Origin of the sequence: Streptomyces atratus (assembly GCF_014648655.1) — a bacterium.
Classification (GTDB): Bacteria; Actinomycetota; Actinomycetes; order Streptomycetales; family Streptomycetaceae; genus Streptomyces; species Streptomyces atratus.
Genome location: NZ_BMRN01000070.1, coordinates 1 through 23,283, shown reverse-complemented (window position 1 = coordinate 23,283; position 23,283 = coordinate 1). Strand labels below are relative to the sequence as shown.

Sequence of the window (23,283 nt, the reverse complement as noted above, 5' to 3'; positions counted from 1 at the left end):
CCGATCCGCAGATCGCGCTCGACGTCCGGCATCCGGCCTATGTGATCTACACGTCGGGCTCGACCGGCCGGCCCAAGGGCGTCGTGGTGAGCCACAACGGCGTGGCGAGTCTGGTCACCGCCCAGATCGAGCGGTTCGCGATCGACCCCGACAGCCGGGTGCTCCAGTTCGCCTCGCCCAGCTTCGACGCTTCGGTGTCGGAAGTCTTCACCGCCCTGCTGTGCGGCGCGGCCCTGGTGCTTCCACCTGCGGCCGATCCGGTCGCCGCGCTGACGGACCCGGGCATCGCCGTCACCCATGTGACCGTGCCCCCGTCCGTCCTGGCCGCCCTGTCGGAGGACACGGTGACCGCATCGACGCTGGTGGTGGCGGGTGAGGCCTGCCCGCCGGAGCTGGTGGCCCGGTGGGCGCCGGGGCGCCGGATGATCAACGCGTACGGTCCGACGGAGACGACGGTGTGCGCGACGATGAGCGACCCGCTGTCCCCGGGTTCGGGCGTGCCGCCGATCGGCCGTCCGATCGCCAACGCTCGGGTGTACGTCCTGGACGAGCGGATGCGGCCGGTGCCGCCGGGTGTGGTGGGGGAGTTGTATGTGGCGGGCGCCGGGCTGGCGCGCGGGTACCTGAACCGGCCGGGGCTGACGGCCGGACGGTTCGTCGCCTGCCCGTTCGGCACGGACGGCGAGCGCATGTACCGCACGGGCGACCTGGTGCGCCGGTGCTCCGACGGTGAGCTGGAGTACGTCGGCCGAGCCGACGACCAAGTGAAGGTGCGCGGCTTCCGCATCGAGCTCGGTGAGATCGAGGCAGCCCTGGCCGAGCACCCCGCAGTCGCCCAGGCCGCCGTCCTCGCACAGGACGACCGGCTCGTCGGCTACGTCGTCCCGCGCCAGGCGGCGGTGCGGGACGACGGCCTCGAAGCGGAACACGTGGGCGAGTGGCGGGACATCTACGATGCCCTGCCCATCGTTCCCGAGGAAGCCGCCTTCGGTCAGAACTTCGTCGGCTGGAACAGCAGCTACGACGCGAGCCCGATTCCGATCGAGCAGATGCGGGAATGGCGGGACGCCACCGTGGCGCGCGTCCTGGCCCTGCGCCCCCGCCGGGTGCTGGAAGTCGGCGTCGGCACCGGCCTCCTCCTCTCGCAGATCGCACCGCACTGCGAGGCCTACTGGGCGACCGACTTCTCCGCCACCGCGATCGAAGCGCTGGCCGCCCAAGTGGCGCGGGAGGAGCGGCTGGCTGAGCGTGTGGTCCTGCAGACCCGCCCGGCGCACGACATCGACGGGCTGCCGGTCGGGCGGTTCGACACCATCGTGCTGAACTCGGTGGTGCAGTACTTCCCGTCCGCCGACTACCTCGCCGACGTGATCGACCGGCTGATGCGGCTGCTCACCCCCGGCGGCGTGCTCTTCGTCGGCGACATCCGCAACCTGCGGCTGCTGCGCCCGTTGGCCACGGCCGTCCAGCTCCACCGGGCCGCCGACGGCGCCGACCTGCCTTCAGTGCGCCGTGCCGTGGAGCAGGCCCTGCTGGTGGAGAAGGAACTCCTGGTCGACCCGGACTTCTTCACCGTCCTGCGCGACCGGGGCACCAACATCGGCGCCGTGGCCGTGGAGGTCAAGCGCGGTCGGCACCACAACGAGCTCACTCGCTACCGCTACGACGTCACGCTGTACAAGCAGCCGGCCGTCCCGACGGCACCGGCCGCGCCGCAGGAGCTGGCGTGGGGCCGAGAGATCGCCGACCTCAAGGAGGTGCGCGAGCTGCTCGCCCTGCGCAACGTGGACCCGGTGCGCATCACCGGGGTGCCGAACCGGCGCGTCGCCCGCGAGGCAGCGCTGGCCCGGGCGGTGCAGAACGGGGACGGCACGCTCGCCGAACTGCTGGACCGGCTGCACGGCCCGGACAGCGGCGACTTGCCCGACCCGGAGGATTTCCGTGAGCTCGGCGACGAACTCGGCCGCCGGGTGGACGTCACCTGGTCGGTCGGCGCGCCCGACGCCCTGGACTTCGTCATCTCCGACGTACCGGGAGACGCCCCCGTCGAGGCCTACCGGCCGCTGCGGCCGTCCGGCACCGCGTTGTCCTCGCTCACCAACCGCCCGACCGGAAGCCGCGCCACGGGCGCCCTCGTCGGCGAACTCCGCGACCGGCTGCGCGACCGCCTGCCCGACTACCTCGTGCCGTCGGCCTTCGTCGTCCTGGACGCACTGCCGCTGACCGCCAGCGGCAAGGTCGACCGCCGCGCACTGCCCGCCCCCGACCTGGGGACGGCCGCGACCGGGCGGGCGCCGCGCACCCCGCAGGAGCAACTGCTCGCCGATCTCTTCGCCGACGTGCTCGGGCTGCCCAGGGTCGGCGTCGAAGACAGCTTCTTCGACCTCGGCGGGCATTCCCTGCTGGCGACCCGCCTGGCCTCCCGGGTCCGGGCGACCTTCGGCGCGGAACTGGAAGTTCGCACGCTCTTCGAGCACCCGACCGTGGCCGCCCTGGCGGCCCGCCTCGACGGCTCGGTCACGGAGCGGCCCGCGCTGACCGCCCGTCCGCGCCCCGAGCGGATCCCACTGTCCTTCGCCCAGCAACGCCTGTGGTTCCTGCACCGCATGGACGGGCCGAGTGCCACCTACAACATGCCGCTCGCGCTGCGCCTGGACGGCGAACTGGACCGGGCGGCGCTGCATGCCGCGCTCGCCGACGTGATCGCCCGGCACGAGAGCCTGCGGACGGTCCTGCGCGAGGCGGACGGCGTGCCGTACCAGCTCGTGCTGAGCGCGGACGAGGCCCGCCCCGAGCTGCCGGTCATCGAGCTCGATGACGTACAGCTGTCCGGCCGGCTCGCGGAGGGGGCCGGGCGTGGCTTCGACCTGGCCGCCGAACCGCCGATCCGCGCGGAGCTCTACGCGTTTGCCTCCGACCGGCATGTGCTGCTGCTCGTGGTGCACCACATCGCGGCCGACGGCTGGTCGATGGGCCCGCTCTCCCGCGACCTGGCGACGGCATACGCATCCCGCTGCCGGGGCGAGGAACCGCAGTGGTCCCCGCTGCCGGTGCAGTACGCCGACTACACCCGGTGGCAACGCGATCTGCTTGGCGACGCCACCGATCCGGACAGCCTGTTCGCCCGACAACTCGCCTATTGGAGCGAGGAGCTGACCGGGCTGCCGCAGCGGCTGCAACTGCCCGCAGACCGGCCCCGGCCGGCTGTGGCCTCCCAGCTGGGCGGTCGGCTCGCCGTCCGGCTGGACGCCGAACTGCACCAGGCATTGCGGGACCTGGCCACCTCGCGCGGCGCCAGCATGTTCATGGTGCTGCAGGCCGGCCTGGCTGCGCTGCTCACCCGGCTCGGCGCCGGCACCGACATCCCGATCGGCAGTCCCATCGCCGGGCGCACCGACCAAGCCCTGGACGACCTCGTCGGGTTCATGGTCAACACCCTGGTGCTGCGCACCGACACGAGCGGCGACCCCGGCTTCGCCGAGCTGCTCGGCCAGGTACGGCAGAAGGCGCTGTCCGCGTACGCCCACCAGGACGTGCCGTTCGAGTACCTGGTCGAGGTGGTCAACCCGGCCCGATCCCTGTCGCACCACCCGCTGTTCCAGATCATGCTGGCTCTGCAGAACGCGCCATGGAGCGAGTTCACGCTGCCGGGGCTGTCGAGCGGCTACCTGGAGGCACCGACCGGCACCGCGCGGGTCGACCTGACGTTCAGTCTGGCCGAGCAGTACCGACCGGACGGCAGCCTCGACGGCATGGTCGGTGCGGTGGAGTACGCCACCGATCTGTTCGATCCGGCCACCGTGGAGCTGCTGTTCGCCCGCTGGGCGCGTTTGCTGCGCGCGGTGGTTGCCGACCCCGACCGGCCGATCAGCCGGATCGACATCATGTCCGGCGAGGAACGCCACCGGCTGCTGTCCGAGTTCAACGACACCGCCGCCGAGCTGCCCGAGGCCGCGCTGCCGGAGCTGTTTGCCCGTCAGGTACGAGCCACCCCGGACGCGGTGGCCGTCGTGGCGAGCGGCACCGAGCTGACCTATCGGGAGCTCGACCTGCGGGCCAACCGCCTCGCGCGGGCACTGATCCGCCAGGGCGTGGCGTCGGAGACACCGGTGGCGGTGATGCTGGAGCGCTCGGCGGACCTGGTCGTGGCGATCCTGGCGATCATCAAGGCGGGCGGCGCCTACGTGCCGCTCGACTCGCGCTTCCCGCAGTCCCGCATCGACCTGATCCTCCGGGAGGCCGGGGCCGCGCTGGTGCTCACCGAGGACGTGGTGGCCACACTGATCCAGTCCGAGTCCGATTCGTCCGACCCTGACGTCCCATCTGACCCTTGGCAGTTGGCGTACGTGATGTACACCTCCGGCTCGACCGGGCGACCGAAGGGCGTCGCAGTCACCCACCGCGACGTGGTGGCCCTCGCGCTGGCCCCCGACTGGCGCGGCGGCGGGCACGAGCGGGTGCTGCTGCACTCCCCGACCGCGTTCGACCTCTCGACGTACGAGCAGTGGGTGCCACTGCTCGGCGGCGGCCGGGTCGTCGTCGCACCGCCCGGCCGGCTCGACATCGACCTGCTGCACCAGGTGGTCAGCGAGCACCAGGTAACCGGACTGTGGCTGACGGCCGGCCTGTTCCGCCTGGTCGCCGAGGAGCGGCCGGGCCTGCTCGCGGGGGTCAGCGAGGTGTGGACCGGCGGTGACGTGGTCTCCCCGGCCGCCGTCGCCCGGGTGCTGGCAGCCTGCCCCGGTCTTGAGGTGGTCAACGGCTACGGGCCGACCGAGGCCACGACCTTGGCCACCTGCCATCCGGTCCGTACCCTCCCCGAGCACGCCGCGACCGTGCCGATCGGCCGGCCGATGGCGAACATGCGTGCCTACGTGCTCGACGCGGGGCTGCGACCGGTGCCGCCGGGCGTGGTCGGTGAGCTGTACCTCGCGGGGGTGGGCGTGGCCCGGGGCTACGTCGGCCGGCCCGGCCTGACGGCACAGCGGTTCACCGCCGACCCGTACGGGCCGGCCGGGGGCCGGATGTACCGCACGGGCGACCTGGCGGCGTGGCTGGCCGACGGCACACTGGAGTTCGCCGGACGGGCCGACCACCAGGTCAAGCTGCGCGGCTTCAGGATCGAGCCCGGCGAGGTCGAGGCGGTGCTCGCGAGTTGCCCGGGCGTCGCCCAGGCAGCCGTCGTCGCCCGGGAGGACCAGCCGGGCGACAAGCGGCTCGTCGCCTACGTGGTGCCCGCTTCCGAGGGTGCGCCCGAGGCGGGTGAGCTGTCCGACCGGCTGCGCCGCGAACTGCCCGAGTACATGGTGCCGTCGGCGTTCGTCACCCTGGACATGCTGCCGTTGACCGCCAACGGCAAACTGGACCGGGCCGCCCTGCCGGCCCCCGACTACGGGGCGCCGGGCACCGGGCGCGGCCCGCGGACGCCGCAGGAGGAGCTGCTGTGCGACCTGTTCGCCGAGGTCCTCGGCCAGGAGCAGGTGCGCATCGACGACAGCTTCTTCGACCTGGGCGGGCACTCGCTGCTGGCCGCCCGCCTGGTCTCCCGCGCCCGCGAGACCCTCGGCGTCGAGGTCGGACTGCGCACCCTCTTCGAAGCGCCGACCGTGGCCGGGCTCACGGAACGCCTGGTCATGAACGATCCCGGCGAAGCGTTGGACGTGGTGCTGCCGCTGCGCACGACCGGGAGCCGGACACCGCTGTTCTGCATCCACCCCGGCGGCGGCATCAGCTGGTCGTACAGCGGGCTGCTGAACCACATCGGTCCCGAGTACCCGGTCTACGCGATCCAGGCGCGCGGACTCGGCCGCCCCGAACCCCGGCCGACGTCCTTCGAGGAGATGGCGGCCGACTACGCCGACCAGATCCAGAAGATCCAACCCGAGGGCCCGTACCTGCTGCTCGGCTGGTCTGCCGGTGGGCTGATCGCCCAGGCGATCGCCTGCGAGCTTCAGACCCGTGGCGAGCGGACCGCGCTGCTGGCGATCCTCGACGCCTACCCGGTGAAGGACGTGCAGTTCGAGGAGCTGCCCGTGCCCACCGAGCGGGACGTGCTCGTCGGGGTGCTCGACTGCGACCTGGACGAGCTGGGCGACCGGCCGCTGACCTACGGCGAGGTCGCCGAGATCCTGAGCCGGCGGGGCAGCGCACTGGCAGGCCTGACGGAGCAGCAGATCGAGATCATCGTCCACATCATGATCAACAACGCCAAGCTGGCGGTCGACTTCGTCCCCGGCAGGTTCGACGGAGACCTGCTGCTCTTCAACTCCACGATCGACCGGGGCGCCGACAACGCCGGGCCCGGGACCTGGCGCCCGTACATCGCCGGCCGGATCGAATCGCACGAGATCACCACCCGGCACGACCGGATGACCCAAGCCGGCTCGCTGGCCCAGATCGGCCCGATCCTGGCCGCCAAGCTCGCCGAGGCCACCGGTGACACCCCAACCCGCAACCAGGAGGACTGATTCCCATGACCAACCCCTTCGAGAACCAGGACGGCACCTTCCTTGTGCTCGTCAACCAGGAGAACCAGCACTCGCTGTGGCCTCAGTTCGCGGACGTCCCCGCCGGCTGGACCGTCGCCCACGGCCCCGACACCCACGCCGCCTGCCTGGAGTACGTCGAGCAGACCTGGACCGACATGCGGCCCAAGAGCCTTGTCGACGCCATGGATGCCCAGCGGTAGCGCGGCCGACATGACCTCCACCGATACCCTGGACGAGGCCCGCGGCACCGCGGGCCTCGTCCGGCCCGGCGACCTCGCCGCAGCGCTGCAAACGCCCGAGGCCCGCCGGGACCCATACCCGTTCTACGCCCGCATGCGGCGCGAGAGCCCGGTCCACCGCAGCACCCAGGGCATCTGGTACCTCACCCGGTACGCCGACGTCGAGGCGGCCCTGGGAAACCTTCGGCTGTCCAACGACCGGGACCGGATGACCCGCGCCTACGGCGCGCTCGGCGGCGACCTGAAGGCCTTCAGCAGGCTCACCGACCGGCTCGGCCGGGTGATGAGCAACACCGACCCGCCGGACCACGCCCGGCTGCGCAAGCTGGCCAACCGTGCCTTCACCGCCCGGCGCGTCGAAGCCCTGCGCGACGGCGTCCAGCGGATCGTCGACCGGCTCATCGACGAGGCGGTCACGGCGGGGTCGACCATGGACCTGATCGAGGAGGTCGCCTCCCCGCTGCCGCTGTCCGTCATCTGCGAGCTGTTCGGCATCCCACCCGAGGACCGTCCGCAGGTCAACACATGGTTCCGCCGCCTCGGCCGGCTGAGCGAGGACATCGACAAGTCTGAGACGGCGATCGAGCAGTACGAGGAGTACCTCGCCCGACTCGTCCGCCGACGCCGGGCAGACCCGGGCGACGACCTGATCAGCGCCTTGGTCGCGACGCAAGCGCAGGACGACCGGCTCACCGACTCCGAACTTCTGTCCACCTGCTTCGTCCTGATCACCGCGGGCGACGAGACCACCACCCACCTGATCGGCAACGGTATGCTCGCCCTGCTACGCCACCCAGACCAGCTGGCCCGGCTGCGCGAGGACCCGGTGCTGATCCGCACCGCCGTCGACGAACTGGCCCGCTACGACACGCCGACCCAGGCCATCGTCCGGGTCGTCGCCGAGGACGTCGGGATCGGCGGGCGGACGCTGCGCGAGGGCGAGCTGGTGTACCTGTTCCTCGCCTCCACCAACCGTGATCCCGAGCGCTTCGAGGACCCCGACCGGCTCGACCTGTCCCGCCCCGGCAACCGGCACCTGAGCTTCGGCAACGGCCCGCACTTCTGCCTCGGCGGTCCGCTGGCCAAGCTCCAGGCAGAGGTGGCCATCGGCACGCTGGTCCGTCGGCTCCCGCACCTGCGGCTGGCCGACGGGGCGGCCCTCGAATGGCGGCCCAACCCACTGCAACGGCGGCTGAGCGCCCTCCCACTCAGCTACTGACACATGAACGATGACGAAGGAGAAGTGACCATGGCCCGAGAGTTCGAGGTCCGCCGGGAGCAGGACCTGCCCGCCACGCCCGAGCAGGTCTGGCATGCGGTCGCCACCGGCACCGGCAACCTCGGCTGGCTGTACCCCATGGAGGTCGAGCCGCACGTCGGCGGAAAGGTCACCCGGGCCGACGGCACCGTCGTGGCGTGGGAGCCGCCGCACCACTTCGCCGTGCGCGTGGCCCTGGACGACGGGTTCTCCAACACGCTCACCTACCGGATCGAGCCGCTCGACGGCGGAACGAGCCACCTGCGCATGGGAATCCACTGGGTGCACACGGGCGTCGTCGACGACACCTGGGACACCAAGGCGGACGCGGCCGAGAAGCACGTCGACTTCTACCAGCACGCCCTCGTCGAGTACCTGAGGCACTTCGCCGGCCGCCCCGTCGTCTACGTCAAGGCCGGCCGCGGCGAGCGCACCGACGACCCCGCCGACTTCGCCGCCCTGCGCCGACGCCTCGGCCTCGCCGACGACACGACCGTCGGCGACCGGCTTTCGCTCGACCTCCCGGGCGTGGACGGCGGCTCGGAGGAGGTCGTTGTGGACTGGCTGAGCCCCGACTTCGTCGGCCTGCGCGGCCCGGACGCGCTGTACCGGTTCTTCAACGGCAGCACCTGGAACTGGCCGATCTGGCTGGGCCACCACCTGTTCGCCGAGGACACGGACGAACAGCAGGCCACCAAGGCGTGGAGCGCCTGGCTCACCGGCGCCTGACTCGTCGCACGACACAACCCGAAGGACCTCTGGTGGAAACACTGCTCTATGCCGCCGAACTCGTCCAGGAAGACGGTACCTACAAGCTAGTCGTGCAGGACCTGGTGCGGGGCACGGTCCAGGTCACCCCGGTCCCCAAATCCGCGGTGGACAGGCTCCCGGCCTTCCTGTCGGTGCTGAGTTCCAAGCTCGGCTCCGCACCCGCCCGCGGCCGCTGGTAGCTTCCGACGTCACGAGGCCGGTGCCGTCCAGCGCTCCCGGACGGCACCGGCCTCGTGACGTCGCGGCCCAAGGCTTGGCGGTCCCCGCCTCCCCGAACCGCGGCAGGATCGTCACCCCCGCTTGCTCGGCGATTCCGGTATTGGCGCCCGTGTCCAGGAACGCCCGGGTCTCCTGCGAGGAGTACGCCTGGCAGTAGACCACCACGACCTTGTCGTCGGCGATCGTCTCGCGGAAATCCTCCAGGCTGGTCGGGTCACATCAGTGTCCCTTGGCGACTTGATCCTGCCGCCGCGCCAAGGGGGGCGGTGGCTGAACGGTGGTCCGCGGTCAGGACGAGTCGCACGCGACGGACTCGCCCTGTCCGTAATAGGGGTGCAAGCACCGTCCATCAGCACGCGCCCGAGATGGCGGGCCCGACCAGCAGCGGTGCCATGGGGTTCAACGAGGGGTCACCCGACGCCGTTCTGCAGACCCCTGCCTGTGCAAAACGTCAGCCCATGACGGCTCGAGAGGCGGCACCCTCAGCCATGGGCCGTTTGCGGGAGAATGCGCCTAGGTTGATGACGATGCCGGTGTGTTCACCTGTGTACCGCAGCGGATCGTGGTCGTGGTCGTGGCCGGCCTCGACGCGGTCGACCAGGGCGGCGAGGAACCGGCCCGCCAGGGGAGCGTTCTTGAACTGGTTGCCGCTCGTTCCCATGGCGACATAGAAGCCGGCCAAATCGGTGCGGTCGTAGATGGGGGACCAGTCGTCGGCGGCGTCGTAGACACTGGCGATGCCGGTCGGCCGGTTCGGGACGCGGAGGAGCGGGAATCGGCGTGCGGCCCTGGTCACTTGGGCGTCGAATCGGGCGGCCGTCGGGTGCGGGTTGCACATGTCGGGATCGTCGAGCCACTCCATAGGGTCGCAGGCGGGCAGCGTGCTGCCGATGAGGAGGTGTCCGCCGAGGGGGCGCAGGTAGGTCCCAAGGTCGACATCGGCCACGATCAGGCCGAGCGTAGTCTTGGCGCCGCCCGGGCTCGACGAGGTTGTGTCGCCCTGGCAGGCCGGTGCGGCCACCTGGTGGACTTCTTGGCGCAGCGGGCGCACTCCGACGGTGAACTCGGCTCCGACCTCGGCCATCCGGTTGAACGCGCCCGACCAGGGCCCGGCGGCGTTGATCACCACCGGTGCCGTGATCGCGGTGCCGTCGGCGAGCCGGATGCCCGCCACCCGGTCCTCGCGGCGCAGGACACCGACGACTGTGCGATGGAAGAGGAAGCGCGCCCCGATGCGGGCCGCCGCGTCCGCGAGATTCTGTGCCGCGAGCTGGGGATCGTCGACGAAGCCCGCATCGGGTGTGAACAGCGCGCCGAGTTCCCCTGCCGGGCCGGAGAAGAACGCCTCGTCGAGCAGGGGCTTGGGGGGTCCGTAGCGTCCCGCGTCGATGCCGGGGATCCGGCTGCGCAGCGTTGCGGCATCCCAGCGCTCGTACGGCACGCCGGCACGCTCGAACAGTGCGATGACCTCCGACGTCCCGGAGCCCGGCGCGTCGAAGAGTACCGCTCCGGTCCGCCGGAACGCCGCCAGGCCAGGGCCGTGCATGGTGCCCAGGTGCTCCGCCCATCGTGCCCAGCAGTGCTGGGATTCCCAGGCGGTGGCGACACCGTCCCAGGTCGAGTAGTTGAAACGGATGATCGCGCTCGAGGCGCTGGTGGATCCGTGGCCGACGCCGCCGGACTTGTCGACGACCACTACGCGCCGACCGGTGCGCGCCAGTTCCAGTGCCACCGCGGCACCGATCACACCGGCGCCCACGACGACCGCGTCCGCGCCGGACGGAAGCGCGTCCGGTTCCCTGTCCGTCATGACGGCAGGTCCCCCGGGGTTCGCGGAGCCCGGTCGCCGTTCGCGTCCGGGTGGACGCTGCCGGCTTGGGGCGGGCAGTCGCCGACGTGATACGGGAAGTGGCACGCGGCGCGGTGCGGCTGTCCGGCCGCATCCTGCTGGGGGTCCCGTGCGGCGCAGACGTCCCGTCCGGGACGCCGGCTCGGCCCGACGGGGCAGCGCGGATGAAAGCGGCATCCGGTCGGTGGCGATGCGGGGTCGGGCACCTCCCCGGGAAGAAGCGGTTCCCCGACCGGTCGTCGTCCGGCGTGCAAGCTCGGCACGGCGGACAGCAGCGTTCGGGTGTAGGGGTGCCGTGGGCTGCGCAGCAGGTTCTCGGTGGAGGCGGTCTCGACGATCCGACCGAGATACATCACGGCGACGGCGTCCGACACATGGCGGACGGCGGCGAGGTCATGGCTGATGAACAGCATGGCGAAGCCCATGCGTCGTTGCAGATCCCGAAGCATGGTGAGGAGCGCTGCCCGGACCGACACATCGAGAGCCGAGGTGACCTCGTCGGCGATGAGAACCGCCGGATCGACGGCGAGCGCGCGGGCGACGGCCACGCGTTGGCGCTGGCCGCCCGAGAGCTGCCGCGGCACACGGTCGGCGCAGCCGGCGTCGAGACCGACCAGTTCCAGCAGCCCGCTGATGCGCTGTTCGCGGCTGCGGCGGTCCAGCCGGACGAAGGCCCCGGCTGATTCGGCGATCGACTGACGGACCGTCATGCGCGGGTCCAATGCCGTGTCCGGGTCCTGGAAAACCAGTTGGACCTGTTGCCCCAACCGACGCCGATCGGCCGCCCGGTGCCCACGGCATTCCCGCCCACCGACCGTGATCCGCCCGGCGCACGGGCTGTCCAGCCCGACGACCGCACGTGCCAGGGTGGACTTTCCCGAACCGGACTCGCCGACCAGACCGACCGTCGTGCCTTGGGGAACCTCCAGTGACACTCCGTCCACTGCCGTGATCGGCCCGAACGGCCCGTGGTGGCGAACAGTGACGTCGTACAGCGCCAACCCTGCCCCTTCCCTCACTTCTCCACCTCTTCGGTCTCACGTTGTCCGCAGAGCAGCGCCGGGGGCAGCGGTCGCCAGCAGGCGACCTCGTGCCCCGGGTCGAGCGGGGACAACACGGGGCTCTCTACGGCGCACCGGTCCAGCCGATGCGGACAGCGGTCATGGAATGGGCAGCCCGGGACCGCACCGCACGGATCGGGCGGCCCTCCCTCGATGGTGTGCAGGGGGCGGTCGCGGTCCGCGGCCATGTCCGGGACCGAGGCGACGAGCATCCGCGTGTACGGATGCCGTGCGCCGGTCGCCAGCTCATGGGCAGGAAGGTTCTCCACGATCGTTCCCCCGTACATGACCAGAACCCGGTCGCAGGCGTCGGCCACCAGGGCGATGTCGTGGCTGATGAAGAGGATCGCGGTGGCGTCGTCGTGCCGGATACGGCGGAGCAGGTCCATGATCTGCCGCTGCACGGTGACGTCCAGGGCTGTCGTCGGCTCGTCCGCGATGATGAGGCCGGGCCGCATCATCGAAGCGGCAGCGATCGCCACTCGCTGGCGCTGACCGCCGGAGAGCTGAAAGGGGCGGGACCGCAGCAACCGACGCCCGCCGGGCAGTGCGACCCGCTGAAGCTGCGCCAGGGCCTGCTCGACGGCCTGGGCACGAGGGGTGCCATGGTGCGCACGCACGGCCTCCGTCATCTGCGTTCCGATGCGGAGCGACGGGTTGAAGGCCGAGGCCGGGTTCTGGAAGATCACCGCCATTCCCGTCGCCAGCTGCCTGCGCCGCTCTTTGCGTGTCGAAGACTCGGCGTCCGCGCCGAGGAACCGGTGGGTACCCCAGGTCGCGCAGGCGCCGTCCGGCAGCAGGTCGGCGATGGCAAGCGCCGTCAGCGACTTACCGGAGCCGGACTCGCCGACCAGGCCGACCATCTCACCGCGCCGCAGAGCGAGGGTGACACCGCGGACGGGCCGGACCACCCGGTCCGGCGAGGGAAGGGCGACCCGCAGATCCTCCACCTCCAGCACGTGGTCCACGGATGCCGGTCGGTCGGCGCGCGCCGGGTGTACCGCGGGTTCTTCCAGCTGCCGTGTGCGGGCGCGTCGCGCGGCGGCTCCGGCCAGCACCTCGCCGAGCAGTTGGAAGGCCACACTGGCGTAGACGATGGCGACGCCGGGTGCCACGGCGGGCAGAGGTTCGGTGTAGATGCGGTCCAGCCCCTGGCTCAGCAGGAGCCCCCAGTCGTACGAAGGGGGCTGCACCCCCAGTCCGAGGAAGCTCAGCCCCGACAGGGCCACGAGTGCCGAGCCCGCGGCGACTGTGGTGTTGAGCATCAGCGGTTCGGCGATGTGGGGCAGGACATGGTGCAGGAGGAGCCGGTGGCGACGCAGGCCCAGCACACGTGCCGCCGCCATGAAGTCGGTTCCGGCCACTCCGGCAGCAAGGGTCTGCGTGATCCGCGCGAAGCCCGGTGCACTGGCGACGGCGAGTGCGAACACCGCCCCACCCGCTCCCGCGCCGAAGAGGGCCGCGAAGAACATCGCGACGAGAAGCGCGGGAAATGCCAGTAGGAGGTTGATCAGGGCTCCCAGCAGGCGGCGGGCGCGCCCGCCCACGACGGCGGTGAGCGCGCCCAGCGTGATCCCGGCCACCGCCCCGAGGAGCGTGGCCGCGACTGCCAGCAGCAGGGAGAGCCAAGTCGCCGAGAGCAGCCGGGCGAGCAGGTCGCGCCCGAGATGGTCCGTGCCGAGCAGATGACTTGCAGTGGGCCCCCGCAGCACCGCCGACGGGTCCGGACGGTCGGCGGCCTGCCCCCACAGCACCGCCCCCGCGACGGCCAGTACGGCGAGCGATCCGAGCATCGTCAGGGTGATCACGCCTATGGGCGAGGCCCAGACCGACCGGGACGCACGAGACCTGCCGGCGGCGGCACCCGGCGTGGAAGGGGAAGGAGGAAACAGCACCATCGGATCACGTCTTCCGGATGACCGATCGGGGGTCGAGCAGCGCGAGGGCCAGATCGACCAGGAAGTTCACCACGAGGACGGCCGAGCCCAGCACCAGAACCGACGCCTCGACGACCGCGTAGTCCTGCGCGGCCACGGACTGTGCCATCGCCGAACCGATGCCCGGCCAGGCGAACACCTTCTCGACCAATACGGTCCCCGCGATCAGGGCCGGCAGGAGATTCCCGGCGAGCGTCAGCGACGCGGTCAGCGTGTTCGGTGCCACGTGGCGCAGATAGAGCGGGACGGAGGGCAGCCGTTTCGCACGGGCGGCACGCAGATAGTCCGTCGCGAGAACCTTGAGCGTCTCCACCCGTACGATCCGCAGTAGAACCGCGGTCGGAGCGAGCGCCAGCGCGAGCACGGGCAGCACGTAGGACTGAGGACCGAGGTCGCCGGCTACCGGAAAGATGCGCAGGGCGACTGCCAGTCCCGCGGTGAGACCCGCCGCGAGCACGAAGTCCGGCATGCCCGCCATGGCGGAGGTGGTGGCGGTGAACGCCAGCTCCGCCCGGGGCCGCCGCCCTCCGCGTGTCCACACCGCGGCGAGCAGCCCCCCGGGGAGGGCGACGACAAGTACACAGGCGAACGCCAGGACAGCCAGCAGCAAGGTGGCCGGCAGACGTGCCCTGACCAGGTCGGCCACCGGCTCGCCGGTCACCAGAGAGACCCCGAGGTCCCCGTGGGCCAGATGACGCAGATACTGCCGGTACTGCGCCAACAGGCCATGGTCCAAACCGAGTTCGTGTCGTTTGGCCGCTACGAGGTCCGGCGGGGCATCCACTCCCAGCGCGGCCCGGACGGGGTCACCGGGTACCAGCCGGATCATCGCGAAGGAAGCGGTGACGACCACGAAGAGGGAGACCGTCAGCCGCACCGCACGCCGGCAGCAGAACACCACCCACGGGTGGCACCGTGCCAGGGCGCCGAGCCGCGCGGACACGGTCGTCATGGGAGACCTCCTCGACTGGTGGTGCGCGGTCGTGTGCGGCGTCCGCCGCTATCTGTGCAGGCGGATGCTGGTCGGTACGATCTGGCCGCCGGGCGCGACGGCGAAGGTCGTCCGGTAGCCGTATACCGTGCTCGTGCCGTCGGCGATGGGGAGCGCATCGGCCGAGCGGAACAGCGCCGCGGCGGCCCTGTTCCAGTCCGCACAGCTGGCCGTGCCCGGTGCGCGCAGGGCGAGGGCGACGAAGCGGTCGTAGGCGCGGTTGGCGACGTACGCGAAGTTGAGCCCCCCGGACGGCGGCGAACCGGAGAAGTACGGGACGAGCTGCGCGGGCAGCGGCGGACCCGGCGAGCTGCCGACCACGACGTCGAAGTCGCCGCTTTGGTACATGGCCTGTACCACCGCGTTGCTGCTCTCGCTGACGAGGTCGACGTCCGCGCCCAGCGCCTGCCAGGTGGCGGCCATCAGTTCGGCGACCGACGGAAGGGTGGAGCCGAAGTCGGCGCTGCTGAGCAGCCGCAGCCGCAGCGGCCTGCTGTGCTTCACCAGCCTGCCCCGTGCGTTCTTCGTCCAGCCCGCGGCGCCCAAAGCCCCCACGGCACTCTGCGAGGGCAGGTTCCCGGCGGCCACGTCGGCGTGGCAGACGGAGTCCGCGGCGGTCAGATGGCTGGCGGGCGTTCCGTCGCCGCCGATCGCCACATTGGCGAGGCCCTTGCGGTCCAGAGCACCCACCAGTGCCTGACGCAGCACAGGCTCGCTCAAGGGGCGGCCGGTCCGTTCGTTGAAGAAGGTCAGCCCCACCACGGTCGGCACCTGGGCGGTGGCCAGGCCGTGGCCGGTCAGCCGCGCGCGGTCCGGGCCGGTCACCATCGCGATGTTCACGCCGCCCGTGAGTAGCAGATTCGCCACCGTGGACTCCTGCGGCACCACCGACACCACGATCCGCTCAGGCTGGCCCGCAGCTGCGTTGGTCGCTCCCCGCGGCCCCCACGCATACCCCTTGCGCCGTGTGAAGAGGTACGGACCGCCCGAGGTGTATCCGCTCAGCACGTACGGCCCGGTGCCCTCCGTGCTCCTGTCCAGCGCGCCGGGATCCGCCAGCCCGGCGGGGCAGACGACGGGCACCAGACCGATCGTCCGCACGATGAAGCTGTACGGTGACGCCATCCGCACCGACACCGTCCGTGCCGCGTCGTCGGCCGACACCGTGAACGGCACTCCGGGCAGCGCCGCCCGGGCGCCGACGAGCCGGTTGCGGGGATCGCTCGCATATCTCAGTGACCGGGCCACCCCGGAGGCCGTGAGGATCGCGCCGTCGGAGCAGGTCACTCCCTTGCGCAGGGTGAAACTCGCCGAAGTGGCTCCGGCTCGCCACTTCTCGGCCAGGCCCGACGCCACACGCCCGTCCGGCGCCATATTGACCAACGAGTCGTAGGCATAAGGAGCCAGGGCAGAGCCGAACTGCGAGTACGGATGGAAACTCGGGGTCTCGGAGGCGGTGGCGATCGTGACGGTGCCCCCCACGACGACAGGGGTGTGTGTCGATGACACGTCGCCGCCGCCACAACCGGCCATCACGGCTGACGCGACAGCGGCGGACGCCACCGCGGCCGACCGAGCCCTGGGAAACGACACGGTTCGGCGGTACATGGTGTTCATCGTGCCACCGAGATCGACGGCGTCGGGCCGCCTCCCCCGGGCCGGACACGAACGGGCCGGATGATTTCCCCCGTTCGAGTGAGGTCGCCCGACTCGCGGTTCATCTCCATTCCTGACGTGGCGTCATTCGGCGCGCACACTGGCCGCATGGCGAACCATCCATCCCACTGCCCGGACGGCTCGGCGGCGCAGGTCGACCGACTCGCGACCGCGTACTGGGACTTCCTGCTCGTACGTGAGCCGTCGTTGCGGACACGCCGCGGGCTGCCGGTCGAGTCGCTGCCGGGAGTGTCTGCCGCGGAGGCCCACGAGCGCGCCGGGTTCGCGGCAGGGGTGCTGGACCGGCTGGGCACACCGAAGCCCGCGGAGCTGTCCGGTCCCGCCGCCGACACCGCGGGCTTCCTTCGGGCGCTGGCCGAACAGGAAGCGGAGGCGGGACGATTCCACTGGCTCACCCCCACCGCCACGCCGTACCAGCTCTTCCGCCTCCAGCAGTACGGTGACACGGTCTTCCGCCCGTTCCGCTTCGACAACCGGGCCGACGCGGACCGGTACGTGTCCCTCGTACGGGATCTGGCCCGCTGTGTCGCGACGATCGGTGACAAGGTCGCCGGGCAGGCGGCACGGGGCTTCCATATCCCCGTCCCGGCGCTGGCCGGGGTCCACACCACCCTCACCCGTCTGCGGGCATCGGCGACACGGTACGTCCGAGCGGGCGCCGAGCGGCTCACTCGACTCGACGCGGCGAGCCGGGGCCACCTGCGCGACGCGGTGGCGGGGCTCGTGGCTGCCGAGCTGGAGCCGGCGTTCGACCGCCTTCTCGCCCTCGTGGGCGACCCGGACCTCCTCAGGCGGGCACCGCAGGCCGTCGGATGGGCCCACTACCCGGAAGGCGAAGCGGCGTACCGGGCCTTCGTCAGGACGTACACATCCAGCGACACACCACCCGAACGCCTCCACGAACTCGGCCGGGAGCACTGCCGCCAACTCAGCGAGCGGATGCGGGAGATGCGAGGCACGCTCGGCTTCGCGGGGACGGAAGCGGAGTTCCATGAACGGCTCGCGACCGAGCCCCGCCTGTACGCCGTCACCCCGGAGGAGGTCGAGGCTCGCTACCGCGGACACCTCGACCGCCTCACGCCGCTGCTGCCGCGCTGGTTCGCGGTCCTGCCTCGCGCCCCCTATGGCGTGGCCCGCCTCGACCAGGCGCTGGAGGCGTCGATGACGTTCGGCTACTACGATCCGCCCACCGCCACGCAACCGGTGGGACGCTACCGCTACAACGCCTCGGACCTGGTGCATCGGTCACTTCTCGGCGCAGCCGCGCTGATCTACCATGAGCTGGCGCCCGGACATCATTTCCACCTCGCCCGTCAGGCTGAGAACACCACGCTGCCCGACCTGCGACGCGAACTGGTGCCCTTCAGCGGGTTTGAGGAGGGCTGGGCGGAGTACGCGGCAGGGCTCGCCTGGGAGATGGGGCTGTACGACGACCCGTGGGACGCGTACGGACGCCTGGCCCATGAACGGTTCACCGCGCAGCGCCTCGTCGTCGACACCGGCCTCAACCTCGGGATGATGACGCTGGAGCAGGCGCGCACCTTCATGCGCGCCCACGCGGCAGCCGAGTCCGAGGGACAGATCACGACAGAGTTGCTGCGCTACGCGACCGATCTGCCGGGACAGGCGCTGACATACCGGGCGGGTCATGCGGAATTCATGGCATTGCGAGCAGCGTGCGAAAGCGGCGCCGGTGCCGCGTTCGATGTGCGTGCCTTTCACGAGGCTGTGCTGGCCGGCGGCACGCTGCCGTTTCCGGCCCTGCGCCGACGGTTGGCGAGAGAACTGCACGGGGCGTCCGGCCGTCAGCAGAGGTACCAGTGCTCACCCGAGGAAGGCGAGTGACGTCGAGTTCCGGCCGTCGAATGGCCTGGACAGGCCGTAACGGAAAGGCCGTTCTACTCGAATGAGTGAAGGCCATGGCGGAAACTGTAACGGCCTTCTCAGCCTCGGATACTCTCCGCGATGAGGGGTGCGGGTTCGGCGATGCGGGAACCCATGCATGTCGTCGAATTTTCCTGTTCGCCTCCCGTTGTCTTTTCAATCATTCACTGCCTCTCAATCATCACTTCCTCGCCAGAAGAGAAGGATGTCGCGCCATGCCGCCTGTAGTACCTCCATTCCTGATCGGCCTGATCGCCGCATCCCTGGTCAAAAGGCTGGGTAAACCCCTCATGCGAGGGGTCGTCAAATCGTCGGTGGGCCTGGGAATCGAAATCAAGAAGGCCGTCCACGATGCCAGCGAGGGAATCCAGGATCTCGCGGCCGAGGCGACCGCCGAAATGCTTGCCGCCCAGATGACGCACGGAGCCGAGCACGGCACCGACACCGGCGCCCCGGAGGGCGGCACCGCGGGCCGGACCGGAGCGGGCACCGGGTCGGCGCCCGCCGCCGCAACGGCCCACGCGGCGCAGGCCGGCAGTGAGAGCAAGGCCGCCGACAAGGCCCGCGGCGCCGGTTCGGCCGCTGCCAAGGTGCGCTGAGTCCGCTGACCGGATCTCCACGTGATCCCCGGCGCGCCCGATGTCACGGCCCGACGAGACACGAGTGTTTTCCCGCGTGTCGCCGGCTGCTCTGCGGACAACTCCGCGGCGCGCTTCCCTCTGCGCACGCCGTCGAGGCTTCCAATTCCCGGCAAGGGCGCGCCCGTCCGTTTCTGGACACGCCCCTCCGAAAAACAGGTGAACATTCCCCCATGGCGCCTTTGGTGGCACAGCAGCCACACGTCGGCCCAACCTCTCGAACGTATGCGCCAGGTCTGTCGTTCCGGGGCGGCAGCGTTGGGGGGTGCCTGCGGTGCTCGGGCGGCCCCGGGGCACGAAAATTCTGGAGGGCGTCCTCCGGCGTGCGTCGGGAATCAGGGAGGCACGTGCCAATCCTGTGACCGGATCCGCTGGGTGGACACCAGCACCCCCGAGTACCTGCGCCACTTCGCAGGGCACCGTGCCACCTACATCAAGGCGTACAGGCCCACAGCACCGGCGCATGCCGACGCGTTCACCACTCTGCTCCGGCAAGCGCGCGTCACCGCAGAGACCGTCGTCGGCGACACGGTGCGCTTCGCCGTACCGGACCGCCTCGGCGTACCCCGGGACACCGTCGTGGACTTCCTCAGCGGCGACTTGCTCGGCCTGCGCACCACCGACGGGCTCTACCGACTCTTGGGCGGGCACACCTGGAACTGGCCGATCTGGCTCGGCCACCACCCGTTCACCGACACCATCGACGAGAAGCAGGCAACGTAGGTGTGGAAGGCATGGCTGGAGAAGGCGGCACCTTGATGAAGACAGGTCAGACGTCTACGACCGGAACACCCCTGTATTCCGCCGAACTCATCCAGGAAGACAGCGCCTACAAACTCGTTGGTACCGATCGCCTGCGCCACACCGTGCAGACCGCATACGTGTCCAGGAGGGTGGTGGAGCAGCTTCCCACCTTCCTCTCCAAGTTCAATTCCCCGCAGCTGGACGGTCTCCGGAAGTGATGACGGCGCACGACGCGAAGAAGTGGTTCCGTGTCCACCGGCGCGCGGCGGACCCCAGGCTCCGACTGGTGTGTTTCCCGCACGCCGGTGGCACGGCACAGTTGTTCCACGGCTGGCCCCCGCTGCTGCCGGAGGACGTCGAGGTGCTCGCTGTGCGGTACCCCGGCCGCCAGGACCGGCTCGCGGAAGCCTGCATCGAGGACATGGCCACCCTGGCCGACACGATCGACGACGCACTGCAACCGTGGCTCGACCGGCCGCTGGCCCTTTTCGGACACAGCATGGGTGCCTGCGTCGCCTACGAGCTGGCCCTGCGGCTGGAGGCCCGCGGCATCGTCCCCGAACACCTGCTGGTCTCCGCACACGCAGCCCCCCAGTGGGCCGAACACACCGCACTGCACAGTGCCGATGACGAAACCCTGATCACCCGCGTCCGGCACCTCGGAGACCTGCACTCGGGGGCCTACGACATCCCGGAGCTACGTGACCTGTTGCTGCCCGCCCTCCGCGCGGATTACCGGCTCATCGAGGGCTACCAACCGCTGCATCCGGCTCCGGTCAAGGCACCGATCACCGCGTACGTCGGCCAGGACGATCCGAGTTGCGTACTCGACCAGGTCCTCGCCTGGTGCGACCTCGCTGCCCCGGGCTTCTTCGAGCTGTGCTCGTTCCCCGGGGACCACTTCTACCTCGTGGCTCAGGAGGCCGAAGTGGTCGCGGATGTGGCAGCACGCCTTGCGCGCGCGTGCAACGCGGACCAGGCATGACGGTGGTATGCCCGTATCGGGAACCTGGATGTCCCCGGCACACACCCGCGAGGGGCAGGCGTCGTGTGTGGTCGGTCCCCGGCCAGGTTTCACCTCGGCCCCGGCGGCTGCCCGTACGGCTGTGACGGAAGGCGGGGCCCGACACCGCGCATGGCGTCTATGGGGTTTCCAGGGGACGATGCTTGTGCCGGGCGTTGAGACGCGCGGTGTCCCTGGCAGCGGCCACGAAGGCTGGGACGGAGAGGAAACCATGCGACCGGGCACACGTGTCGCCGACGCGATACTCCGGCTGCTCAGCCGGGACTGGGCCGGGCTGGCCATCGCCCTGCTGCCGGCGACCGCGGGCGCGTGGTGCGTCACCCTGGGAACCGGCTGGCGGATTCTCGGCGGTGTGCTCTGCGCCGTGGCCCTCGCGCTCGCTCTCGGGTCTCTCCGCCATCTGATGCATGTGGCCCGGGTACGGGTGAGGTATCCGCCACCCGGGCGAATGGTCGATGTGGGCGGCTACCGAATGCACATCCTCGCCGAGGGAGACGCCGGGCCGAGGTCCACCGTGGTCTGGATGCCGGGCGGCCATGCCGGCGGGTACGCCATGTACCGGCTACACGCGCTGGGGCGGGAACGGACGCGTTCGGTCCTGGTGGACCGTCCGGGCTCAGGCTGGAGCGACCCGGGCCCGTTCCCGCGTACGACGGCAGCCGAAGCCGTCGAACTGCTAATGGCGCTGGAGCAGGCCGGCGAAAAGGGGCCCTATGTTTTCGTGGGGCACTCCTTCGGGGGACTGCTCATGGCCAACGCCGCCAGGCGTCGCCCCGACCTGGTGGCCGGTCTGGTGCTGCTCGATCCCACCCCGCCCGATGTCGTCGCCTTCGGCCCGTCGCTTCCGGCCCTGCGGCATGCCGTGAGAGACCAGACCGCCCTCGCGCTGCGCCACCTCTTCGGCCTCCACGCCCTCGTGTCCAGGAACGAGGCACGCTCTCTCGAAGAGCCGACGCAGGTTCTCGCCGTAATCGAGACCAGGACCAAGGCGAACTGCGCCGCGGCATCGATCCTGCGAGAGCTGTCGCCGGACGGCATCACCCGAGACGGTTGGCAAACGGTCGTACACGATGGCGAGCTCGGCTCGCTCCCCCTCCTCCTCGTGGCGCCACGCGATCTGACGGGTGGTGACGAGATCTTTGACGCGGTTGACGATCCGGCGGAGAGCGCCCGGGTACGGCACTTCTTCCTCACCGTGAGAGAACGCTTTCTCGCAGCCTCCAGTGCGGCCCGGAGGGTCTACACCCCGGAGGGAACCGGCCACGATTTTCCGGACCGCGTACCCGAGTTCGTTGTGCAGGTGGTGGGCTCACTGTTGGACGAACGTGGGCCGGGCGCACCGGACCCGTTCTGATTCCGTTCCGCAGCCACGGTCTGCTTCGGTGCGCCTCCGCTCGAACGAATGAAAGGCGTCGGCGTCCCCGGGCGCGTCGGCCGAAGGTCGACTACGGTGTTTTTCGGTGGGGGTGAAATGCCTGCCCAGCACCGTCGGCCAGGCGGTATTGGCACTTGCGGCGGCGGCAGCAGCCGTGCCGTGTACACAAGAGAGAGTTCACACATGCCCCCTGTAGTTCCTCCCTTCCTCATTGGCCTGATCACGGCCCCTCTGATCAAGAGAGTGGTGAAACCGCTGGTGCGGGGCATCATCAAGACGTCGGTCGGCCTGACCCTCGAAGTCAGGCGTGCAGCCATCGAGGCGGGCGAGGAGATCCAGGACCTCACCGCCGAAGTGGCTGCCGAGAAGTTGGCGAGTTCGGCTCGCACGCGTCGTGTGAAAGCCGACGGTGAGGTAACGGCGCAGGGTGCCACGGCCGGCTGAAGACTGGCGGTCCCCGAGAAGCTGGGTACGGATGGGAGCAGCCTGCGTGGCCACGGAGGAGAAGGAAGACCCCGCTCAAAGCGGGCAAGAGGTGGAGATCCGCGACGGCCTCACTCCTGACGACACGTCCGTCCTGATGGAGCGCGCTCATCAGTCCGCCCCGCTCAGCCACCTTTGCAGCCTGGGTCTGGTGACTGTTCAGATGCTCAAGGAGTCGGCCGAGGCGCGCGCAGTCGACGCCCCTGCTTTCTTCAGAGAGGCCGCCTGCCATCACGCTCTTCCAAACGCCTTAAGAGGTCGTCTCATTTGGGCTGTTCGATAGTCTGGTGTCGTGGGGATCATTGAGCGGCTGGTGCCGGACGAGTTGTGGGGCCTGTTTGAGCGGGTGGTGCCGCCGGCTCCGTCTCGGCCGCAGGGCGGTGGCAGACGACGGTACGGGGACCGTGAGGTCCTAGCGGCGATCATCTTCGTTGCCATGTCAGGCTGCACGTGGCGGCAGCTGCCCCCGTCTTTCGGGCCTTCGGGGCCAACGGCCCACCGGAGGTTCACCGAGTGGAGCAAGGCCCGGGTCTGGGCCAGGCTCCACCGTCTGGTCCTGGACGAACTGGGCAGGTGCGGTGACCTGGACTGGAGCCGGTGTGCGATCGATTCAGTGAACATGCGCGCGATGAAAGGGGGGAGCTG

At 70.5% G+C, this 23,283-nt stretch carries 18 protein-coding genes; 13 read left to right on the top strand and 5 right to left on the bottom strand.

Annotated features, from left to right (window positions below):
* The 5 genes from IEZ15_RS40370 to IEZ15_RS40350 all read left to right on the top strand — a co-directional run.
* The coding region (locus tag IEZ15_RS40370) for a non-ribosomal peptide synthetase (protein ID WP_189281963.1) at positions 1 to 6,467 on the top strand (6,467 nt) is incomplete at its 5' end.
* Positions 6,468 to 6,472: 5 nt separating this feature from the next.
* Positions 6,473 to 6,688 (top strand): MbtH family protein, encoded by a 216-nt coding sequence (locus IEZ15_RS40365; RefSeq protein WP_093896554.1) that lies wholly within the window; start codon positions 6,473 to 6,475, stop codon positions 6,686 to 6,688.
* Between the two features lie 10 nt (positions 6,689 to 6,698).
* Positions 6,699 to 7,946, top strand: coding sequence for a cytochrome P450 (locus IEZ15_RS40360; RefSeq protein ID WP_189281962.1), 1,248 nt, complete (start codon positions 6,699 to 6,701; stop codon positions 7,944 to 7,946).
* Between the two features lie 30 nt (positions 7,947 to 7,976).
* Positions 7,977 to 8,714, top strand: a complete 738-nt coding sequence (locus IEZ15_RS40355; protein WP_114248411.1) for an SRPBCC family protein — start codon at positions 7,977 to 7,979, stop codon at positions 8,712 to 8,714.
* Positions 8,715 to 8,746: 32 nt separating this feature from the next.
* Complete coding sequence (locus tag IEZ15_RS40350; protein ID WP_229846467.1) at positions 8,747 to 8,935, top strand: hypothetical protein; 189 nt, start codon at positions 8,747 to 8,749, stop codon at positions 8,933 to 8,935.
* A gap of 491 nt (positions 8,936 to 9,426) precedes the next feature.
* Here IEZ15_RS40350 and IEZ15_RS40345 read toward each other — a convergent pair whose 3' ends face one another.
* From IEZ15_RS40345 to IEZ15_RS40325, 5 genes are all read right to left on the bottom strand, one after another.
* Positions 9,427 to 10,785 carry an NAD(P)/FAD-dependent oxidoreductase gene (locus IEZ15_RS40345; protein WP_189281961.1) on the bottom strand — a complete coding sequence of 453 codons (1,359 nt, stop codon included), beginning with the start codon at positions 10,783 to 10,785 and terminating at the stop codon, positions 9,427 to 9,429.
* The gene (locus tag IEZ15_RS40340; RefSeq protein ID WP_229846466.1) at positions 10,782 to 11,843 is read right to left on the bottom strand and encodes an oligopeptide/dipeptide ABC transporter ATP-binding protein; all 1,062 of its coding nucleotides are present in this window, start codon (positions 11,841 to 11,843) and stop codon (positions 10,782 to 10,784) included. Before IEZ15_RS40340 ends, IEZ15_RS40345 begins: the two co-directional genes overlap by 4 nt.
* Positions 11,840 to 13,693 (bottom strand): dipeptide/oligopeptide/nickel ABC transporter permease/ATP-binding protein, encoded by a 1,854-nt coding sequence (locus IEZ15_RS40335; RefSeq protein ID WP_229846465.1) that lies wholly within the window; start codon positions 13,691 to 13,693, stop codon positions 11,840 to 11,842. Before IEZ15_RS40335 ends, IEZ15_RS40340 begins: the two co-directional genes overlap by 4 nt.
* A 94-nt stretch (positions 13,694 to 13,787) precedes the next feature.
* Positions 13,788 to 14,774 (bottom strand): ABC transporter permease, encoded by a 987-nt coding sequence (locus tag IEZ15_RS40330; RefSeq protein WP_189281960.1) that lies wholly within the window; start codon positions 14,772 to 14,774, stop codon positions 13,788 to 13,790.
* 48 nt (positions 14,775 to 14,822) lie between these two features.
* Entirely contained in the window at positions 14,823 to 16,295 is a 1,473-nt protein-coding gene (locus IEZ15_RS40325) for an ABC transporter substrate-binding protein (RefSeq protein ID WP_229846464.1), read from the bottom strand.
* 282 nt (positions 16,296 to 16,577) lie between these two features.
* On the opposite strand from IEZ15_RS40325, the gene IEZ15_RS40320 reads away from it, so the two are divergent.
* The 8 genes from IEZ15_RS40320 to IEZ15_RS40285 form a co-directional block, all read left to right on the top strand.
* Positions 16,578 to 18,335 (top strand): DUF885 domain-containing protein, encoded by a 1,758-nt coding sequence (locus IEZ15_RS40320; RefSeq protein ID WP_189281958.1) that lies wholly within the window; start codon positions 16,578 to 16,580, stop codon positions 18,333 to 18,335.
* Positions 18,336 to 18,589: 254 nt separating this feature from the next.
* The gene (locus IEZ15_RS40315; RefSeq protein ID WP_114248417.1) at positions 18,590 to 18,973 is read left to right on the top strand and encodes a DUF5132 domain-containing protein; all 384 of its coding nucleotides are present in this window, start codon (positions 18,590 to 18,592) and stop codon (positions 18,971 to 18,973) included.
* A gap of 414 nt (positions 18,974 to 19,387) precedes the next feature.
* Entirely contained in the window at positions 19,388 to 19,735 is a 348-nt protein-coding gene (locus tag IEZ15_RS40310; protein ID WP_189281957.1) for a hypothetical protein, read from the top strand.
* An 11-nt stretch (positions 19,736 to 19,746) separates the two neighbouring features.
* The gene (locus IEZ15_RS40305) at positions 19,747 to 19,974 is read left to right on the top strand and encodes a hypothetical protein (protein WP_189281956.1); all 228 of its coding nucleotides are present in this window, start codon (positions 19,747 to 19,749) and stop codon (positions 19,972 to 19,974) included.
* On the top strand, positions 19,974 to 20,741 hold the full coding sequence (locus tag IEZ15_RS40300; protein ID WP_189281955.1) for a thioesterase II family protein: 768 nt from the start codon (positions 19,974 to 19,976) through the stop codon (positions 20,739 to 20,741). The genes IEZ15_RS40305 and IEZ15_RS40300 overlap by 1 nt, the downstream gene beginning before the upstream one ends.
* Before the next feature lie 250 nt (positions 20,742 to 20,991).
* Positions 20,992 to 22,134: an alpha/beta fold hydrolase gene (locus IEZ15_RS40295; protein WP_189281954.1), complete on the top strand. Its 1,143-nt coding sequence runs from the start codon at positions 20,992 to 20,994 to the stop codon at positions 22,132 to 22,134.
* Positions 22,135 to 22,338: 204 nt separating this feature from the next.
* Positions 22,339 to 22,599 (top strand): DUF5132 domain-containing protein, encoded by a 261-nt coding sequence (locus IEZ15_RS40290; protein WP_189281953.1) that lies wholly within the window; start codon positions 22,339 to 22,341, stop codon positions 22,597 to 22,599.
* A 331-nt stretch (positions 22,600 to 22,930) separates the two neighbouring features.
* Positions 22,931 to 23,283, top strand: a 353-nt coding sequence (locus IEZ15_RS40285) for a transposase (protein WP_189281952.1), incomplete at its 3' end; no start/stop codon positions are given.

Excerpts from the sequence above, each read along its gene's own strand:
- IEZ15_RS40365 (WP_093896554.1), top strand. The coding sequence starts at position 6,473 with ATGACCAACCCCTTCGAGAACCAGGACGGCACCTTCCTTGTGCTCGTC.
- IEZ15_RS40360 (WP_189281962.1), top strand. The coding sequence starts at position 6,699 with ATGACCTCCACCGATACCCTGGACGAGGCCCGCGGCACCGCGGGCCTC.
- IEZ15_RS40355 (WP_114248411.1), top strand. The coding sequence starts at position 7,977 with ATGGCCCGAGAGTTCGAGGTCCGCCGGGAGCAGGACCTGCCCGCCACG.
- IEZ15_RS40345 (WP_189281961.1), bottom strand. The coding sequence starts at position 10,785 with ATGACGGACAGGGAACCGGACGCGCTTCCGTCCGGCGCGGACGCGGTC.
- IEZ15_RS40330 (WP_189281960.1), bottom strand. The coding sequence starts at position 14,774 with ATGACGACCGTGTCCGCGCGGCTCGGCGCCCTGGCACGGTGCCACCCG.
- IEZ15_RS40320 (WP_189281958.1), top strand. The coding sequence starts at position 16,578 with ATGGCGAACCATCCATCCCACTGCCCGGACGGCTCGGCGGCGCAGGTC.
- IEZ15_RS40315 (WP_114248417.1), top strand. The coding sequence starts at position 18,590 with ATGCCGCCTGTAGTACCTCCATTCCTGATCGGCCTGATCGCCGCATCC.
- IEZ15_RS40305 (WP_189281956.1), top strand. The coding sequence starts at position 19,747 with ATGGCTGGAGAAGGCGGCACCTTGATGAAGACAGGTCAGACGTCTACG.
- IEZ15_RS40300 (WP_189281955.1), top strand. The coding sequence starts at position 19,974 with ATGACGGCGCACGACGCGAAGAAGTGGTTCCGTGTCCACCGGCGCGCG.
- IEZ15_RS40295 (WP_189281954.1), top strand. The coding sequence starts at position 20,992 with ATGCGACCGGGCACACGTGTCGCCGACGCGATACTCCGGCTGCTCAGC.
- IEZ15_RS40290 (WP_189281953.1), top strand. The coding sequence starts at position 22,339 with ATGCCCCCTGTAGTTCCTCCCTTCCTCATTGGCCTGATCACGGCCCCT.